Origin of the sequence: Virgibacillus sp. 6R (assembly GCF_001895305.1) — a bacterium.
Lineage (GTDB): Bacteria > Bacillota > Bacilli > Bacillales > Amphibacillaceae > Virgibacillus > Virgibacillus pantothenticus.
Genome location: NZ_CP017762.1, coordinates 1,404,861 through 1,418,861, shown reverse-complemented (window position 1 = coordinate 1,418,861; position 14,001 = coordinate 1,404,861). Strand labels below are relative to the sequence as shown.

14 protein-coding genes are annotated in these 14,001 nt (G+C 33.0%); 8 read left to right on the top strand and 6 right to left on the bottom strand.

The window, feature by feature from the left end; genetic code table 11:
* The first annotated feature begins 348 nt into the window (after positions 1–348).
* The 5 genes from BKP57_RS06445 (at position 349) to BKP57_RS06425 (ending at position 6,321) form a co-directional block, all read left to right on the top strand.
* On the top strand, positions 349–1,815 hold the full coding sequence (locus BKP57_RS06445; protein WP_072741192.1) for a sulfatase: 1,467 nt from the start codon (positions 349–351) through the stop codon (positions 1,813–1,815).
* A gap of 264 nt (positions 1,816–2,079) precedes the next feature.
* Positions 2,080–3,525, top strand: coding sequence for a glycoside hydrolase family 1 protein (locus tag BKP57_RS06440; protein WP_198035029.1), 1,446 nt, complete (start codon positions 2,080–2,082; stop codon positions 3,523–3,525).
* Positions 3,526–3,540: 15 nt separating this feature from the next.
* Positions 3,541–4,662 (top strand): radical SAM/SPASM domain-containing protein, encoded by a 1,122-nt coding sequence (locus tag BKP57_RS06435; protein ID WP_072741190.1) that lies wholly within the window; start codon positions 3,541–3,543, stop codon positions 4,660–4,662.
* A complete protein-coding gene (locus BKP57_RS06430; protein ID WP_072741189.1) occupies positions 4,662–5,435 on the top strand; it encodes a sulfite exporter TauE/SafE family protein in 774 nt (257 codons plus the stop codon). Before BKP57_RS06435 ends, BKP57_RS06430 begins: the two co-directional genes overlap by 1 nt.
* A gap of 16 nt (positions 5,436–5,451) precedes the next feature.
* The gene (locus BKP57_RS06425; protein WP_072741188.1) at positions 5,452–6,321 is read left to right on the top strand and encodes a formylglycine-generating enzyme family protein; all 870 of its coding nucleotides are present in this window, start codon (positions 5,452–5,454) and stop codon (positions 6,319–6,321) included.
* A gap of 898 nt (positions 6,322–7,219) precedes the next feature.
* Here the strand turns inward: BKP57_RS06425 and BKP57_RS23415 are convergent.
* From BKP57_RS23415 to BKP57_RS06395, 6 genes are all read right to left on the bottom strand, one after another.
* Entirely contained in the window at positions 7,220–7,453 is a 234-nt protein-coding gene (locus BKP57_RS23415; RefSeq protein ID WP_072741186.1) for a CPBP family intramembrane glutamic endopeptidase, read from the bottom strand.
* Positions 7,454–7,461: 8 nt separating this feature from the next.
* On the bottom strand, positions 7,462–7,740 hold the full coding sequence (locus BKP57_RS22470; protein ID WP_198035028.1) for a hypothetical protein: 279 nt from the start codon (positions 7,738–7,740) through the stop codon (positions 7,462–7,464).
* Between the two features lie 969 nt (positions 7,741–8,709).
* Positions 8,710–8,853, bottom strand: coding sequence for a type II toxin-antitoxin system RelE/ParE family toxin (locus BKP57_RS22465; RefSeq protein WP_198035027.1), 144 nt, complete (start codon positions 8,851–8,853; stop codon positions 8,710–8,712).
* Positions 8,854–8,876: 23 nt separating this feature from the next.
* Positions 8,877–9,935 (bottom strand): methyltransferase domain-containing protein, encoded by a 1,059-nt coding sequence (locus BKP57_RS06405; RefSeq protein WP_072741184.1) that lies wholly within the window; start codon positions 9,933–9,935, stop codon positions 8,877–8,879.
* An 18-nt stretch (positions 9,936–9,953) separates the two neighbouring features.
* Entirely contained in the window at positions 9,954–10,838 is an 885-nt protein-coding gene (locus BKP57_RS06400) for a permease (protein ID WP_072741183.1), read from the bottom strand.
* 89 nt (positions 10,839–10,927) lie between these two features.
* Entirely contained in the window at positions 10,928–11,248 is a 321-nt protein-coding gene (locus BKP57_RS06395) for an ArsR/SmtB family transcription factor (protein ID WP_072741182.1), read from the bottom strand.
* 518 nt (positions 11,249–11,766) lie between these two features.
* Here BKP57_RS06395 and BKP57_RS06390 point away from each other — a divergent pair.
* Genes BKP57_RS06390 through arsC form a run of 3 tightly spaced genes read left to right on the top strand, consistent with a single transcriptional unit; the run spans position 11,767 to position 13,794 of the window.
* Entirely contained in the window at positions 11,767–12,087 is a 321-nt protein-coding gene (locus BKP57_RS06390) for an ArsR/SmtB family transcription factor (RefSeq protein ID WP_072741181.1), read from the top strand.
* On the top strand, positions 12,084–13,373 hold the full coding sequence (gene arsB / locus BKP57_RS06385) for an arsenite efflux transporter membrane subunit ArsB (RefSeq protein ID WP_072741180.1): 1,290 nt from the start codon (positions 12,084–12,086) through the stop codon (positions 13,371–13,373). The genes BKP57_RS06390 and arsB overlap by 4 nt, the downstream gene beginning before the upstream one ends.
* 19 nt (positions 13,374–13,392) lie before the next feature.
* Positions 13,393–13,794 (top strand): arsenate reductase (thioredoxin), encoded by a 402-nt coding sequence (arsC, locus tag BKP57_RS06380; RefSeq protein ID WP_072741179.1) that lies wholly within the window; start codon positions 13,393–13,395, stop codon positions 13,792–13,794.
* Positions 13,795–14,001: the final 207 nt, after the last annotated feature.

The following is a 14,001-nucleotide window of genomic DNA, read 5'->3' as shown; positions in this document are numbered from 1 at the left end:
TGCAGAGTCGAGCTTATTTTTTCCATTCGGGCATACGACCCAGTATAGGAGCTTTTCCGACCTCCACCTTGTGGATACGCAGAACGAAGGAATGTATAGGATTAATATTTCGTGATACATGGGAGGGTGAACGACCATGAGTAGTGTGGAGTAATAGAGCATGGTTATATCAATTTTTAACCAAATGCTAACAATTTGATCGTTAGGATGGATAGGGTGGTGTAAGAATATTATGTGTCCCTATACTTGACCACTTCCCCTGTAATATTCCTAAATAGGTGTATGAGATTTCTAAGAAAACAAGAGTATTTTGAAGATATTTTAATTATATAGAGGGAGGATTTAAAAATGCGAGCAGTTATGATTATGTTCGATACATTGACTAGAGATTTTTTGCCTAATTTTGGAAATGATTGGGTTCATGCTCCAAATTTCAAAAGGTTACAAAATAAAACCGTAACCTTTGATAATTTTTATGGTGGAAGTATGCCTTGTATGCCAGCTAGAAGAGAATTACAGACAGGGCGCTATAATTTTTTACATCGAAGCTGGGGGCCGTTGGAAAGTTTTGATAACTCTGTATTTGAACGCCTCCAAGAAAGTGGAGTATATTGTCATCTTGTTACTGATCATTCTCATTACTTTGAAGATGGTGGAGCAACATATCACAATAGATATTCAACCTGGGAAGGGTTTCGAGGACAGGAAGGAGACAGGTGGATACCTCGAAACCAAGCCTTAGAAAATAATAATAAGAATAGTTTGAATAAAACGGGTTTATCAGTAACTCAGCATTATGCTAATAGAACCAAACAAATTAATGAAGAGGACATGTCTAGTGTCAAAACAATTAACGCAGGTTTAGATTTTTTAGAGCATCACCGTGATTTGGACAATTGGTTCCTGCAAATTGAATGTTTCGATCCACATGAACCATTTTATGTACCTGAAAAGTATAGAAAAATGTATGATTGTATTGATGTTGATAATGTACCTTATTGGCCGGCTTATCAATATAATGAAAATATTTCAGAAGAAGACTTAACAAATATGAGAAAAGAGTATGCAGCACTATTATCTATGTGTGATTTTCACCTTGGTAGAATTTTAGACTATTTAGATGAACATAATATGTGGAAAGACACTTTGGTAATTGTCAACACGGATCACGGTTTTTTGTTAGGGGAACATCACTGGTTAGGTAAAAATATTGCTCCGATGTATGATGAAATCATACATGTACCTTTCTTTATGCATGTACCTCAATTAGAAGAAAATAATGGTCAAGTGATTCATTCTGTAGCTCAAACGATTGATATTCCATCAACACTGCTAGACTATTTCAAAGTAGAAGATAATTATGAACGTGATGGAAAATCGTTAATTCCTTTAGTCGGTACTGCTGAACAAAATCACGATACCATTATATTCGGTACAAATGGAGGACATGTATGCATTTATGATGGTCGTTATATTTACATGAGAGCATCTGCAAATAAGGATAATAAACCACTTACCAATCAAACACTTGCAGTTACAATGATGAGAGGCTTTTTTAATAAAAAATCTTTAGAAAATATTCGCCTAATAGAAGGAAATAGATTTTCAGACAATATGCCAATATTAGAAATAGAATTAGATAATTATATTGATTCATATTCATTGGGAAATTTATTATTTGATATGACCAATGATCCAGGACAATTGCACTCTATTAATGATATAGAGATGGAAAATAAAATGATACAAAAATTAAAAGATAAGCTAATTTATTTAGAAGCGCCAAAAAGTTTATTTGAACGTTTAAATTTATAGCATGTGTAAGCTACCGGTAAGACTTTTTAAACTAAAGATTTGACAAAGAAGCCTCATAGAAAAAACGGCAGGTAAATCTCAAATTGGTTCGGGAATACAAAAGGTAGGGCTCGGATTCCCCTTCAGTCTCTTGTACGAATGAAAAACGGTCTTTTCCCAGGCAGTTTGCTACAACAGGATGCCTGAAATTATAATTTTTGTTCTACTTTTATTTAGTAATACTGAATGAAATTAATATTGGAAGTTAAATTGAGAGGAGAATGGATGATGACTTTTACAGATGATTTTCTTTGGGGTGGAGCAACAGCTGCAAACCAATGTGAGGGAGCATACAATATTGATGGGAAAGGGCTATCTATAGCTGATGCCTTACCAGGTGGTAAAGAGCGTTTTGCTATTGCAGCTAGTTCAGAATTTGATTGGACAATTGATGAAAGTAAATATACGTATCCTAATCACAAAGCTATTGACCATTATCAACATATGGAAGAAGATATTGCTTTATTTGCTGAGATGGGATTTAAATGCTATCGTTTTTCAATTGCTTGGTCTCGAATTTTTCCATTAGGAACTGAAACAGAACCAAATGAAAAAGGATTAGCTTTTTATGAAAAAATGATTAATACTTGTTTAAAATATAATATAGAGCCAGTGATTACAATTTCCCATTATGAAATGCCTCTCCATTTAGCAAAAGAATATGGAGGGTGGGCTAATCGTTCTTTAGTAGATTACTATGAACGGTTTGCTAAAGTTGTCTTAACTCGATTTGGTGAAAAAGTAAAATATTGGATGACTTTTAATGAAATTAATGGTGCGCTACATTTTCCGGTTATGAGTCAAGGATTAATTGAAAAAACAGGGGCAACAGATAAACAAGTAATATTTCAAGCGTTCCATCATCAATTTGTGGCAAGTAGTAAAGCAGTTAAAATTGCCAAGGAATTAAGTCCCAATATTAACATGGGGTGTATGATCATTTATGCTACAACTTATGCTTGGGATTGCAATCCGGTTAATCAGCAAGCATGTTTAGAGTTTAATCAGGAAATGAATTTTTTCTGTACCGATGTTCAGGTTCGTGGAAAATACCCTTCGTATACCCAACGTATTTTTAATAAGTATGGCATTCAACCTCTTGAAATAAAAGATGGAGATTTGCAGTTATTGAAAGAAAACCCAACAACTTATATAGGATTTAGCTATTATATGTCATCAGTTGTTGATGTGGTGAATCAGTCCAAAAACAAAACATCTGGGAATATGTTTGGCGGTGTAAAGAATCCATTCTTAGAATCAAGTGAATGGGGCTGGCAAATCGACCCGCTTGGTTTGCGGATTGCCTTGAATGAATTATACAACCGTTACCAAGTTCCATTGTTTATTGTAGAAAATGGCCTTGGAGCAGTCGATAAGCCAGATGAAAACTTTGTAATTGGAGACGATTATCGTATTGACTATTTACGTAGTCATATTGAAGAAATGGAAAAAGCTATTTCTGATGGTGTTGATTTGATCGGGTATACACCGTGGGGGTGTATTGATTTAGTAAGTGCTTCTACAGGTGAAATGTCAAAACGTTACGGCTTTATTTATGTGGATTTAGATGACGAGATGAAAGGTACTGGCAAACGTTATAAAAAGAAATCTTTTGATTGGTATAAACAAGTAATTGCTTCTAATGGTTCTGATTTAGATATCAACGATTAGAGATAGGAGAAACACATGAAACATATTTCAGTATTAATCAAACCAGCTTCTTCTTCATGCAACATTCGTTGTTCTTATTGCTTTTACAATGATATTAGTTCACTAAGAGAAGTGAAAACACATGGGAAAATGAAATCGGATTTAGTAGAAAGAATGATTAAAAATATCTTTTGTGACTTAGAGGATGGAGATGAACTTACTCTGACTTTTCAGGGAGGAGAACCTACTTTGGCAGGTCTAAAATACTTTGAATATCTCGTTTCAATAGTCGCTCACCAGCCAAAAAAAGTTGAGGTTCATTATGCGATTCAAACCAATGGAACAATTATTAACGAAGCCTGGTGCCAATTTTTTAAAGAACATCATTTTTTAGTTGGTCTGTCCATTGATGGACCGGCTCCTTATCATGATATGACTAGATTAGATAGAAGACAAAGAGGAACTTTTGATCGAGTAATCCGAACGAAAGAACTGTTGGATAAGTTTAATATTGAATACAATGTGTTGTGTGTATTGACTAACCAATTAGCGAAAGAACCGGAAAAAACATTCCGGTTCCTTCAAGAACAACAAATAAACTACATTCAATTTATACCTTGTTTAGATGATTTTGAAACAACAGGAAATGGTTATGCGTTAACTCCGGAAAACTTTTCATTCTTTTACAAGAAGATGTTTGAACTATGGCTAAACGAGTTAGAAAATGGCTCTTATATTAGTATTAAACTATTTGATGATATTTTTAACTTATTCGTTCACCGTGAACTTTCAGCATGTGGCATTGTCGGGCAGTGTCAGGTTCAATATGTAATTGAAGCAGATGGAAGTGTTTATCCATGTGATTTCTTTGTTCTTGATCAATTTCGAATAGGTTATATTCAAGATCAGACCTTGAAAGAATTATTTGACCAAGGAACACATAGAGAATTCTTGTGTAATAAACCACCATTACCCGCATATTGTTATACTTGTCCATATATCCGTGCTTGTAACGGCGGGTGTAAGCGAATGAAAGATGCTATGTATGTATCTAAGTCAAACGATCATTGTGGTTACCAAGATTTATTAAAAACCTACATCCCAAAAATAGATACCATTTTTTCTGCAATTAGGCAGATGAAAAAGATAGAGATATAATGGGCTGGCTATATTTTTGTATTATTATTTTTGCTAATACGTTAGGAGCCATTTCAGGGATGGGTGGTGGCGTTATTATTAAGCCGCTCTTAGATACAATTGGTATACATCCAGTTTATGCAATTTCATTTTATTCTAGTGTTGCTGTATTAACGATGTCAGTAGCTTCAACCATTAAGCAAATTAAAAATGGAATTGCTCTACAATTGAATTTTGCCCTACTCATTTCTGTAGGGTCTATTTTAGGTGGCATTTTAGGAGATAACACCTTTGAAAAAATACTGGATGTGTATCCAAGTGGGAAAGAAGTGCTTTTAGTTCAAATCAGTTTGACCGTTCTAAGCCTTATTTTTTCTTGGGTGTATAGTATATACCCTTTTAAAAAATTTTGCTTTACTTCTACTTGGCTTAAAATAGGTGTTGGCTTGATTTTAGGTTTTTTGGCTAGTTTATTAGGTATTGGTGGAGGGCCTATTAATGTGGCAGTACTGATGTGCTTTTTTAATTTGTCTATTAAAGAATCTACAGTTTATTCTATCGTTACTATCTTCTTCTCACAACTGTCCAAAGTTTCAACCATAGCTATCAGTACTGGTTTTTCACGTTATGATTTATCTCTACTAATGTACATTATTCCAGCGGCAATACTCGGTGGTTTTATTGGAGCAATGTTAAGTGGTAGGTTGGGGTCCAAGTATGTGACGAGAGTATATCAGATAGTGATTATCGCTGTTTTAATAATCAACTTATTTAACGCATGGCAAATAATTTAGTGAAAGGGAGTAAATAATGATCAGAATACTCGGTGGTATAAATGAAATTGGTACGAATGAAAAGCATGGATTTTCAGATGATAAAGAAGGTCCATCTACTATGGTAAATGTCAATGATTTTTATATAGATGAAACGACGGTTACTAATGAAGCGTTTCAAGAATTTGTAAATGAAACCGGATATATTACAGAGGCTGAAAAATTTGGTTGGTCCTTTGTCTTTCATTACTTTTTAACAGATGAACAAAAAAGTCAATCTAAAAAAGTCAAGAGTATATCTGGGTGGTTAGCTGTCAAAGATGCATATTGGAAATCACCAGAAGGATTTAGCTCAACTATAGATGATAGATTAGATCATCCAGTGGTTCATATTTCTCGTAATGATGCTATTGCTTACTGTAAATGGTCAGGTAAGAGGCTTCCTACCGAGGCTGAGTGGGAAATAGCTGCTAAAGGGAATATTAAAAGTGAATTATATCCATGGGGAGATGAGTTATTAAAAGAAGGGAAAATCAACTGTAACATTTGGCAAGGTAATTTTCCATTTCAGAACACACTAGAGGATGGTTATGCGGGAACTGCCCCCGTAAAAACTTTTACTCCTAATGAATTTGGATTATATCAGATGATTGGTAATGTGTGGGAATGGTGTGTAAACCCAAAAGGTATTCCTTTGAGTGAATTTAATTACTTTGATGGACAAGATTATTGGAAAGCGTATCAAAATATTGACGATGAAAAATATGCTATAAAAGGTGGATCGTTTTTATGTCATCAATCGTATTGTAAAAGGTATCGAATAGCGGCACGAAATGGAAATACAGGTAGATCCACTAGTAATAATTTAGGGTTCAGATGTGTGAAAGATATTGATTTACCTCATTAAGTGAGTGTCGCAGGCCCCTTACTTGTTTAGGGAAAGAATTAAATCGCAATGCAAATGCACCACAAGAAGGCTATTAATCGGTAAGAGCTCAAAAAACTATCTATTTAACCAGAGGAAATATGTTGAAATATATTCTTACGCAAATCACTGTTTATATAGTAACAGGGGTCATAATCGGTATTATTATTGGAGTATTATTTACATTATTTGTTAATATGGTTGATGTTGGTTTACCATCATTTAACATAAGTGTTATTACAGTGATAGTATTGATACTTTTTATGGTATCTTATGTAGTCATCATAATTGTATTACAGCGTATTTCTAAATTGAATTTATCGGAAGAAATAAACAAGGATATAACTTGAAAGGTCAGAAGGCTGAGGGAGTAGAATTCTACAATTATCTGTTAACTTGCAAATGGCTATCTCGATCTACTTTTTTAATATTCTAATAGCATTATTACATTCGCTTTTATCGCCATAAATGACTACAAAAAGGCTAGAAACACTAAATGTCATGAGGCGAAAGAAAACTCGATTCTGATTCTGCGGAAATTGATAATGCACATAACGCCCCATCTGCAGGCTACAAATTATGTAAAGCAGAATTTGAGATTTAACCAAGCTCGCAATCTGGATTTGATGTGATATCTACGATCATTCACACACTATTAAGGAATAACTGAATTAAGCAAATTTATGCATTTTTTATTTCGATCTTGTTTTCTTCACATTTTTGATCACTTTCTGATAAAGCTAAAATAATCGCCTCGATCTTTTTTTAAAATATTTTATGCTTCTGTTAATATCCAAAGTTGATTTTAGCCAAAGAAATAGAACTTCCATAAAATTGGAAGTTCTATGTTAATCATTTACTCATTGAAATAACGAATCAGTTAGTAGAAGAGTGATACTAATAAATTATATAAAGAGTGAACAATTATTGCTGACCAAAGAGAGTTGCTTTTTTTATATACTAAGCCAAATATAATCCCCAACACAAAAGCTGTTATTGTGGAACTTAGCATATAAGGGAATGAAAGACCCTTATAAAACCAAATAGGGAAATGAATCGATGCAAAGAGTAATGCTGTAATTATATTTGCTATCCAAAATCTAACAGAATCCATCAGTTTTCTTAATAAAAAACCCCCCTAAAGACAATTTCCTCGGTTATCCCAACTAATAGAATAGTATTAAGCCATTCGTTAAATCCTATTCGAAAATCGATATTATTATCTAAAATAATGAAATTTAAAACTACAAAATAGGATATGAAGGCTAAGGATACCCAACTTGTCCATTTTAAACCTCTTTTAAAGTTATGACGTAATCCTAAATAGGAAAACGGAACACTTTTTTCCATGATTTTAACTAATAACATGACTGGAATGACCCAAATAACTATTTTAATCATGGCTGATGTTATGGCTCTCGGAACAGAATCCATCAATTCTAAATATGGAACGAACCATAATTCTCTGATACTCCATATGGCATAAAATAGTATGAAATATACCCAAATATAATTTTTATTTACTTATAAATCTATCAAAAACTCCCCCTTTTCTTCTTTGTTTATGACATTTAATAAATGCAGCTTTTGGCAATTAAGAGTATACTTCATATAATGCATAACTACAGCTTTACATGGAGAGGTGGTCATGCTAGGCTTCCGTATCAGGCAAGTCGTGGGCTTGCCACATTGCCTTATTTCATAATCACAGAGGTCCCGTGTCAAGCTCGTGATGTATGAATAAAAATACAGACCAGTGTATCACCTTAATTGCCATTCCATACAAAAAATGCCAAATACATTCTTCAATAACACTATCCCTTTATCGATATTATATATCATCTTTCTTATACCATCCAAACCTCCTTCAACTTAAAACGCCATTTGTCGTTTAATACTGTTCAAATCATTTGTCGAGCTAGCACCCAAATATTCAAAAATCAATCCTTTTGTAAAAAGCATAATGTGATACAAGTGACATTTATTAGGAAAGGTTGACATTTCATTCACACAAAATTAATGACAGTAATATCTGTGAAATACATATAGATATATACAAATTTTTTGTTGTGTTATTTATGGAACTTATTTTGTCGGGGCAACAATTGCCACATTGTTTATTTTTTAATGATTTAGGAACAACGAAAATTTCCTGGCAGTGCCAGCGTTCGGTGAGCACAAAAGAGAATATGGAAACAGCTTAAATCATCATTCCATTAACATATATTCAAATTCACCCTGCTACTCGAAACAGTCTTTATTTAAATTCAGTATTTATTATTTAGGGTTAGGTATACATTTTTTATTGGAGCATTACCATATTGATAATAAAATAGGAAGCATAAAAGTTATGCTTCCTTGAATTGCTAATTAGCAACAACTGTTATTATCTTGCTCTTTTTTAGCTTCTAATTCTTGCTTATTTTCTTTAATGTCTTCAATTTGCACAGAGCAACATTCTTGTTGTTTCGGCTTTAATTTAGAAATAGCCTTTTTAAAGCGACTTTTTTCCAATCTTATCACCTCCTTTAAAGAAATTAACAATTACATGTAGGGGTACAACATTCATCATCATTGCTAATTTGATGTTCATCTTCATCTATAAAGTCAAAAAGTTGTGAGTATGGTTCCTTTTTCAATATATTAAAAGTTTTTTCACATACATAAGTTCTTTCTCCTCTTTGATAAATGTGATCATCGTCATCTTCGATATGTTTAAATGGCCCTTTATAGATGACAGATTGCCCTTTATCAATACAAGGCCCTTCTTTTCCTTTGTATGCTATAACTGTCATGCTTCTAAAATCTATGTCTTTAATTGTTGTCCATGTTTCCTCGCGTTTATCAATATTAATACCATAAAACCCTGCATTTTCGAATGCATTTATAAATTCTTTTTCTTCCATTGCTCCCGAATAACAACCACTCCATAGATTTTCATCATTTCTCATTTCCTGAGGGATATCCGTATTTGAGACAATATCTGATATGACAGCTTTACCATCATTCTTTAAAACTCTATATATTTCATTAAATAATTGCTCTTTTTCTTTAGTTGAAACAAGGTTTAATACACAATTAGAAATAACAACATCTATGCTATTATCTTCAATCATTGGAAGGCTTTCTTCTAAATAAAGGATATAATCGTTAATTGAATTAAAATCAGTTAGGCTTGCGGCTGGATTTTCTTTTATATACTTATCTAACTTATCTAAGTCTAATTTTAAGTTTTGAATTTTTCCTTTATGAAAAATCACATTGTCATAACCTAAAGCATTAATTATTTCCCGTTGATACTTTTTAGCAAGGGAAAGCATATCATCATTCATATCTACACCAATGACTTTTCCTGTTTTCCCAACAATTTGAGATACGATATAAGGAACTTTTCCACCACCACTACCTAAATCTAAAACTGTGTCCCCCTCTTTAATTTTCCCCAAAGGATCTCCACAACCATAGTCTTTTTCTATAATTTCCTCCGGTATAATTTTAAGATACTTAGTTTCGTATTCCACAGGACAGCAAAGGTTTTGTTCATGTTTAATAGCAGCATTACCATAACGTTTAATGACTGAGGATTCCATACTCATATAATTATCACCTTTTCTTTAAAAAATTAAATTAACAATGAGACCAGTTGCAATAGCTACAATTAAAATAGCTGATATAAATGCAACTAAGAATTTCTTTTTAAATAACTTAGATAATAGGGCAACTTCTGGGATGCTAGCCCCTGCACCCCCAATAACTAAAGCAATTACTGTACCTATTGACATTCCTTTTGAAACAAGAGCTTCTGCTATAGGTAACATGGTTTCTGGTCTGATATACATTGGTATGCCAATAACTGAGGCAATGAGAACAGAGAAAATACCGTCACCACTTGCATATTTTGTAATGAACTCTGTTGGTATAAATCCATAAATAAAGGCACCTATGAAAACACCAATGAATAGATAAGGAAGCATTGGGTAAAGAAATGCCCATGCGTCATTTAATGCTTGCTTTATTCTAGACCCTTGTTTATTGCTAAAGAATCCATCGCCTTTTACTGTTACCCCTTTATATGATTCTAATAAATTTAATTTTGAAAATACAAAGCCAGTTAATATGCTAAAAATACTTAGAACAACCATATACACTATTGTAATTTCCCAGCCCAAAAGTACCCATAACATAAATACAACTACTGGATTCATTAAAGGGGACGCGATAAGGAAACTCATGGCAGGTCCAAATGGAACTCTTGAATTTAATAATCCTGCAAGAATAGGTATCGTTGAACATGAACAAAACGGTGTTATTGCGCCAAAGAATGTTCCTAAAAAGTAATTAACGGCTTTGTTCGGGCGGTTTAAAAATCTTCTGATTTTTTCTTCTGATATTACTTGTTGGATTAAGCTAACAATAAAACTAACAACGATAAATAATGCAAGCAATTCAAAAAATAGCATGAAAAATGTTTTTATAAACTCTAAAATTGTATCTGACATTAGATTAACTCCTTGGTTCTTATTAATCAACTTTTTTTGATATATTGATCAATAAAAGTTGATCAATGAGATGAATAAGAAGACCCTTGTTAAAAAATCTTGCAACAAGTATCTTCGGTTAAAACAAGCTGTACTTGATCTTCGTTAATTCTGTAATAATTCCAGGTTCCATGCTTTTCTGATATCAGTATGTTGGCATTTACTAATTTTTTTAGGTGATAAGAAAGTTTAGATTGTTTTAAATTTAATTTTTTTTCTAAATCACAAACGCATAAATTTTTATGTGGACTTTTATTAATTTCACTTAAAATCTTAAGTCTTATTTTATCAGCTAATGCGTTAAACATAGTCTCATAAAAGTCGAGAGCCTCATCATCGCTTAATTCTCTTACATTTTTAATTAGTTTCATACATTTCACCTCCGTCAATACATCAATTTTTTTTGATGTATAAAATGTAAATCAAAGTTATAAATTTGTCAATACATAATGCTTAATTATTATTATTTATCCCATATATAAGGTACTGTAAGACTTCACCTTCAGGAGTTGGATAACCGTACTGCAACAAGTCTAAGTGGAGCTAACAGCACCTAAATGCCCTATTTCGTAAGCGGCCTTTATGTCATACCATTGCGGTACTAACAAGCGTGGGGATGAAAGAAATCCCCCACTATGAAGATTCACTATATAAAATCTAAGGAGTGTCTCAGTTCATATTCAAGCCAGTTAAATTCATAATAAAAATTCTTCTCTTTTAAAAAATGATGTTTATATTTTTGAAAAGAGGAAAGGTTGAAATTTTGTTTACGCAAAATTAATGACGCACTCCAAATTCATTACCAAGTTCGTAAACAAATATAAATATAGACATATATCTATATAGATGATAATCTATGTACATGAAAATTTTTAAACAGGAGGATTTTATGACATATAAAGAATTATCTAGCATATTAAAGACTTTAGCTGATCCTAGTCGATTAGAAATAATAGACATATTATCTTGTGGTGAATTATGTGCATGTGATTTATTAGAGCATTTTCAATTCTCACAGCCAACTTTAAGCCATCATATGAAATCCTTAGTGCAAAACCAACTTGTTATTTCTCGCAGGGATGGTACAAAGACAATGTATAGACTTAATCATGATGTTATCGCTGATATTACAGGGCAACTTTCTTTATTAGGTTCTAACCATAAACCGTGTATATGCGAAAATATACAAAAAGGTGAGTGTGAATCATGACAGTATTAGCCGTTCTGATATTTTTATTAACGTTAACATTTGTAATTTGGCAGCCTAAAGGACTAGATATAGGTGTAACAGCTATACTTGGCGCTATTCTTGCCATCATTACAGGTGTTGTTTCGTTTTCTGATGTAATAGACGTGACAAGTATTGTATGGAATGCAACCCTCACCTTTGTTGCTATAATTATGATTTCATTGATTTTAGATGAAATTGGATTTTTTGAATGGTCAGCAAGACACATGGTTTTAGCTTCAAAAGGAAATGGCGTAAAAATGTTTGTTTATATTTCTTTATTAGGTGCTATTGTTGCGGCATTTTTTGCTAATGACGGTGCGGCGTTGATTCTAACACCTATCGTTCTAGCCATGGTTAGAAACTTAAATTTTGAAGAAAAAATAATCTTTCCATTTGTGATTGCAAGTGGTTTTATTGCAGATACGACGTCCCTTCCTCTTATTGTTAGTAATCTGGTTAATATTGTATCAGCAGATTACTTTACTATTGGATTTTTAGAATATTTTAGCCGGATGATTATACCTAACCTATTTTCACTTGTAGCAAGCATTTTAGTTTTATGGTTATACTTTAGAAAATCTATACCGAAGCATTTCGATGATAAAGAACTGCAAGCTCCAGTAGAAGCAATAAAAGATACAAGGCTCTTTAAATATTCATGGTTTGTTTTGGGAATATTATTTGTGGGTTACTTAGCAAGTGAATTTTTGGCTATCCCTGTGTCCATCATTGCAGGTATTATTGCTATTGTATTTTTACTATTAGCTAGAAAATCAAAAGCGGTAAATACTCGTCAAGTCATATTAGGTGCACCTTGGAATATTGTCATTTTCTCCATTGGTATGTATCTCGTTGTATTTGGGCTGAAAAATGTCGGTATTACAACAATTTTAGCAAGTATGCTGACTTCATTAGGTGATAATGGATTATTTACAGGTATTATGGGGATGGGATTTATTTCAGCTTTCTTATCTTCCGTTATGAATAACATGCCAACAGTATTAATTGACGCTATCGCTATTGATCAGACAAATGTTACTGGTTTATTAAAAGAAGGTTTAGTATATGCCAATGTTATCGGATCTGACTTGGGTCCAAAGATTACACCTATTGGCTCCCTTGCTACGCTTTTATGGCTACATGTCTTGTCTCAAAAAGGGATGAAAATTTCTTGGGGGACTTATTTTAAAACAGGTATTGTGATAACTATTCCTGTGTTATTCATTACACTGATAGGATTGTATCTAACATTATTAATATTTTAAAGGAATGAGGTGCGTTTATATGGCAAACAAGATTATTTATTTTATTTGTACTGGCAACTCTTGCAGAAGTCAAATGGCAGAAGGATGGGCTAAAAAAATTTTAGGGACAGAATGGGACGTTTATTCTGCGGGTATAGAGGCACATGGTGTTAATCCCAATGCCATTGCAGCTATGAAAGAAGTGAATATTGATATCTCTAATCAAACTTCCGATGTTATAAATCCAGAGATTATAAAGCAATCATCTCTAGTTGTAACGTTATGTAGTGACGCTGATAATAATTGTCCGATATTACCTTCTAATGTAACCAAAGAACATTGGGGATTTGATGATCCTGCCGGTAAAGAATGGTCGGAATTTCAAAGAGTGCGAGATGAAATAGGAAAAAGAATTCAAGAGTTTAAAAACACAGGAAAGTAAATCCAAAAGCCCTTATTAATTTTGATGGCTTTTTGTAAAGTATAATTGTGAGAAAGGGCTGTGTACGCATTCTTACTTACGGTTCGCATCATGCAAACTTACAAACAAAAAGTTAAGCATAATTTTCGAGAAGATCTCTGGAAAAATGCTATGCTGTGCGTCTAGGAAAAATATCAAGTATACCGTTTTTACCATCTGTTCCTACAA

Excerpts from the sequence above, each read along its gene's own strand:
- arsC (WP_072741179.1), top strand. The coding sequence starts at position 13,393 with ATGGCAAACAAGATTATTTATTTTATTTGTACTGGCAACTCTTGCAGA.
- BKP57_RS06395 (WP_072741182.1), bottom strand. The coding sequence starts at position 11,248 with ATGAAACTAATTAAAAATGTAAGAGAATTAAGCGATGATGAGGCTCTC.
- BKP57_RS23415 (WP_072741186.1), bottom strand. The coding sequence starts at position 7,453 with ATGGATTCTGTTAGATTTTGGATAGCAAATATAATTACAGCATTACTC.
- BKP57_RS22470 (WP_198035028.1), bottom strand. The coding sequence starts at position 7,740 with ATGATTAAAATAGTTATTTGGGTCATTCCAGTCATGTTATTAGTTAAA.
- BKP57_RS06425 (WP_072741188.1), top strand. The coding sequence starts at position 5,452 with ATGATCAGAATACTCGGTGGTATAAATGAAATTGGTACGAATGAAAAG.
- BKP57_RS06405 (WP_072741184.1), bottom strand. The coding sequence starts at position 9,935 with ATGAGTATGGAATCCTCAGTCATTAAACGTTATGGTAATGCTGCTATT.
- BKP57_RS06390 (WP_072741181.1), top strand. The coding sequence starts at position 11,767 with ATGACATATAAAGAATTATCTAGCATATTAAAGACTTTAGCTGATCCT.
- BKP57_RS06435 (WP_072741190.1), top strand. The coding sequence starts at position 3,541 with ATGAAACATATTTCAGTATTAATCAAACCAGCTTCTTCTTCATGCAAC.
- BKP57_RS06400 (WP_072741183.1), bottom strand. The coding sequence starts at position 10,838 with ATGTCAGATACAATTTTAGAGTTTATAAAAACATTTTTCATGCTATTT.
- BKP57_RS06445 (WP_072741192.1), top strand. The coding sequence starts at position 349 with ATGCGAGCAGTTATGATTATGTTCGATACATTGACTAGAGATTTTTTG.
- arsB (WP_072741180.1), top strand. The coding sequence starts at position 12,084 with ATGACAGTATTAGCCGTTCTGATATTTTTATTAACGTTAACATTTGTA.
- BKP57_RS06430 (WP_072741189.1), top strand. The coding sequence starts at position 4,662 with ATGGGCTGGCTATATTTTTGTATTATTATTTTTGCTAATACGTTAGGA.
- BKP57_RS06440 (WP_198035029.1), top strand. The coding sequence starts at position 2,080 with ATGATGACTTTTACAGATGATTTTCTTTGGGGTGGAGCAACAGCTGCA.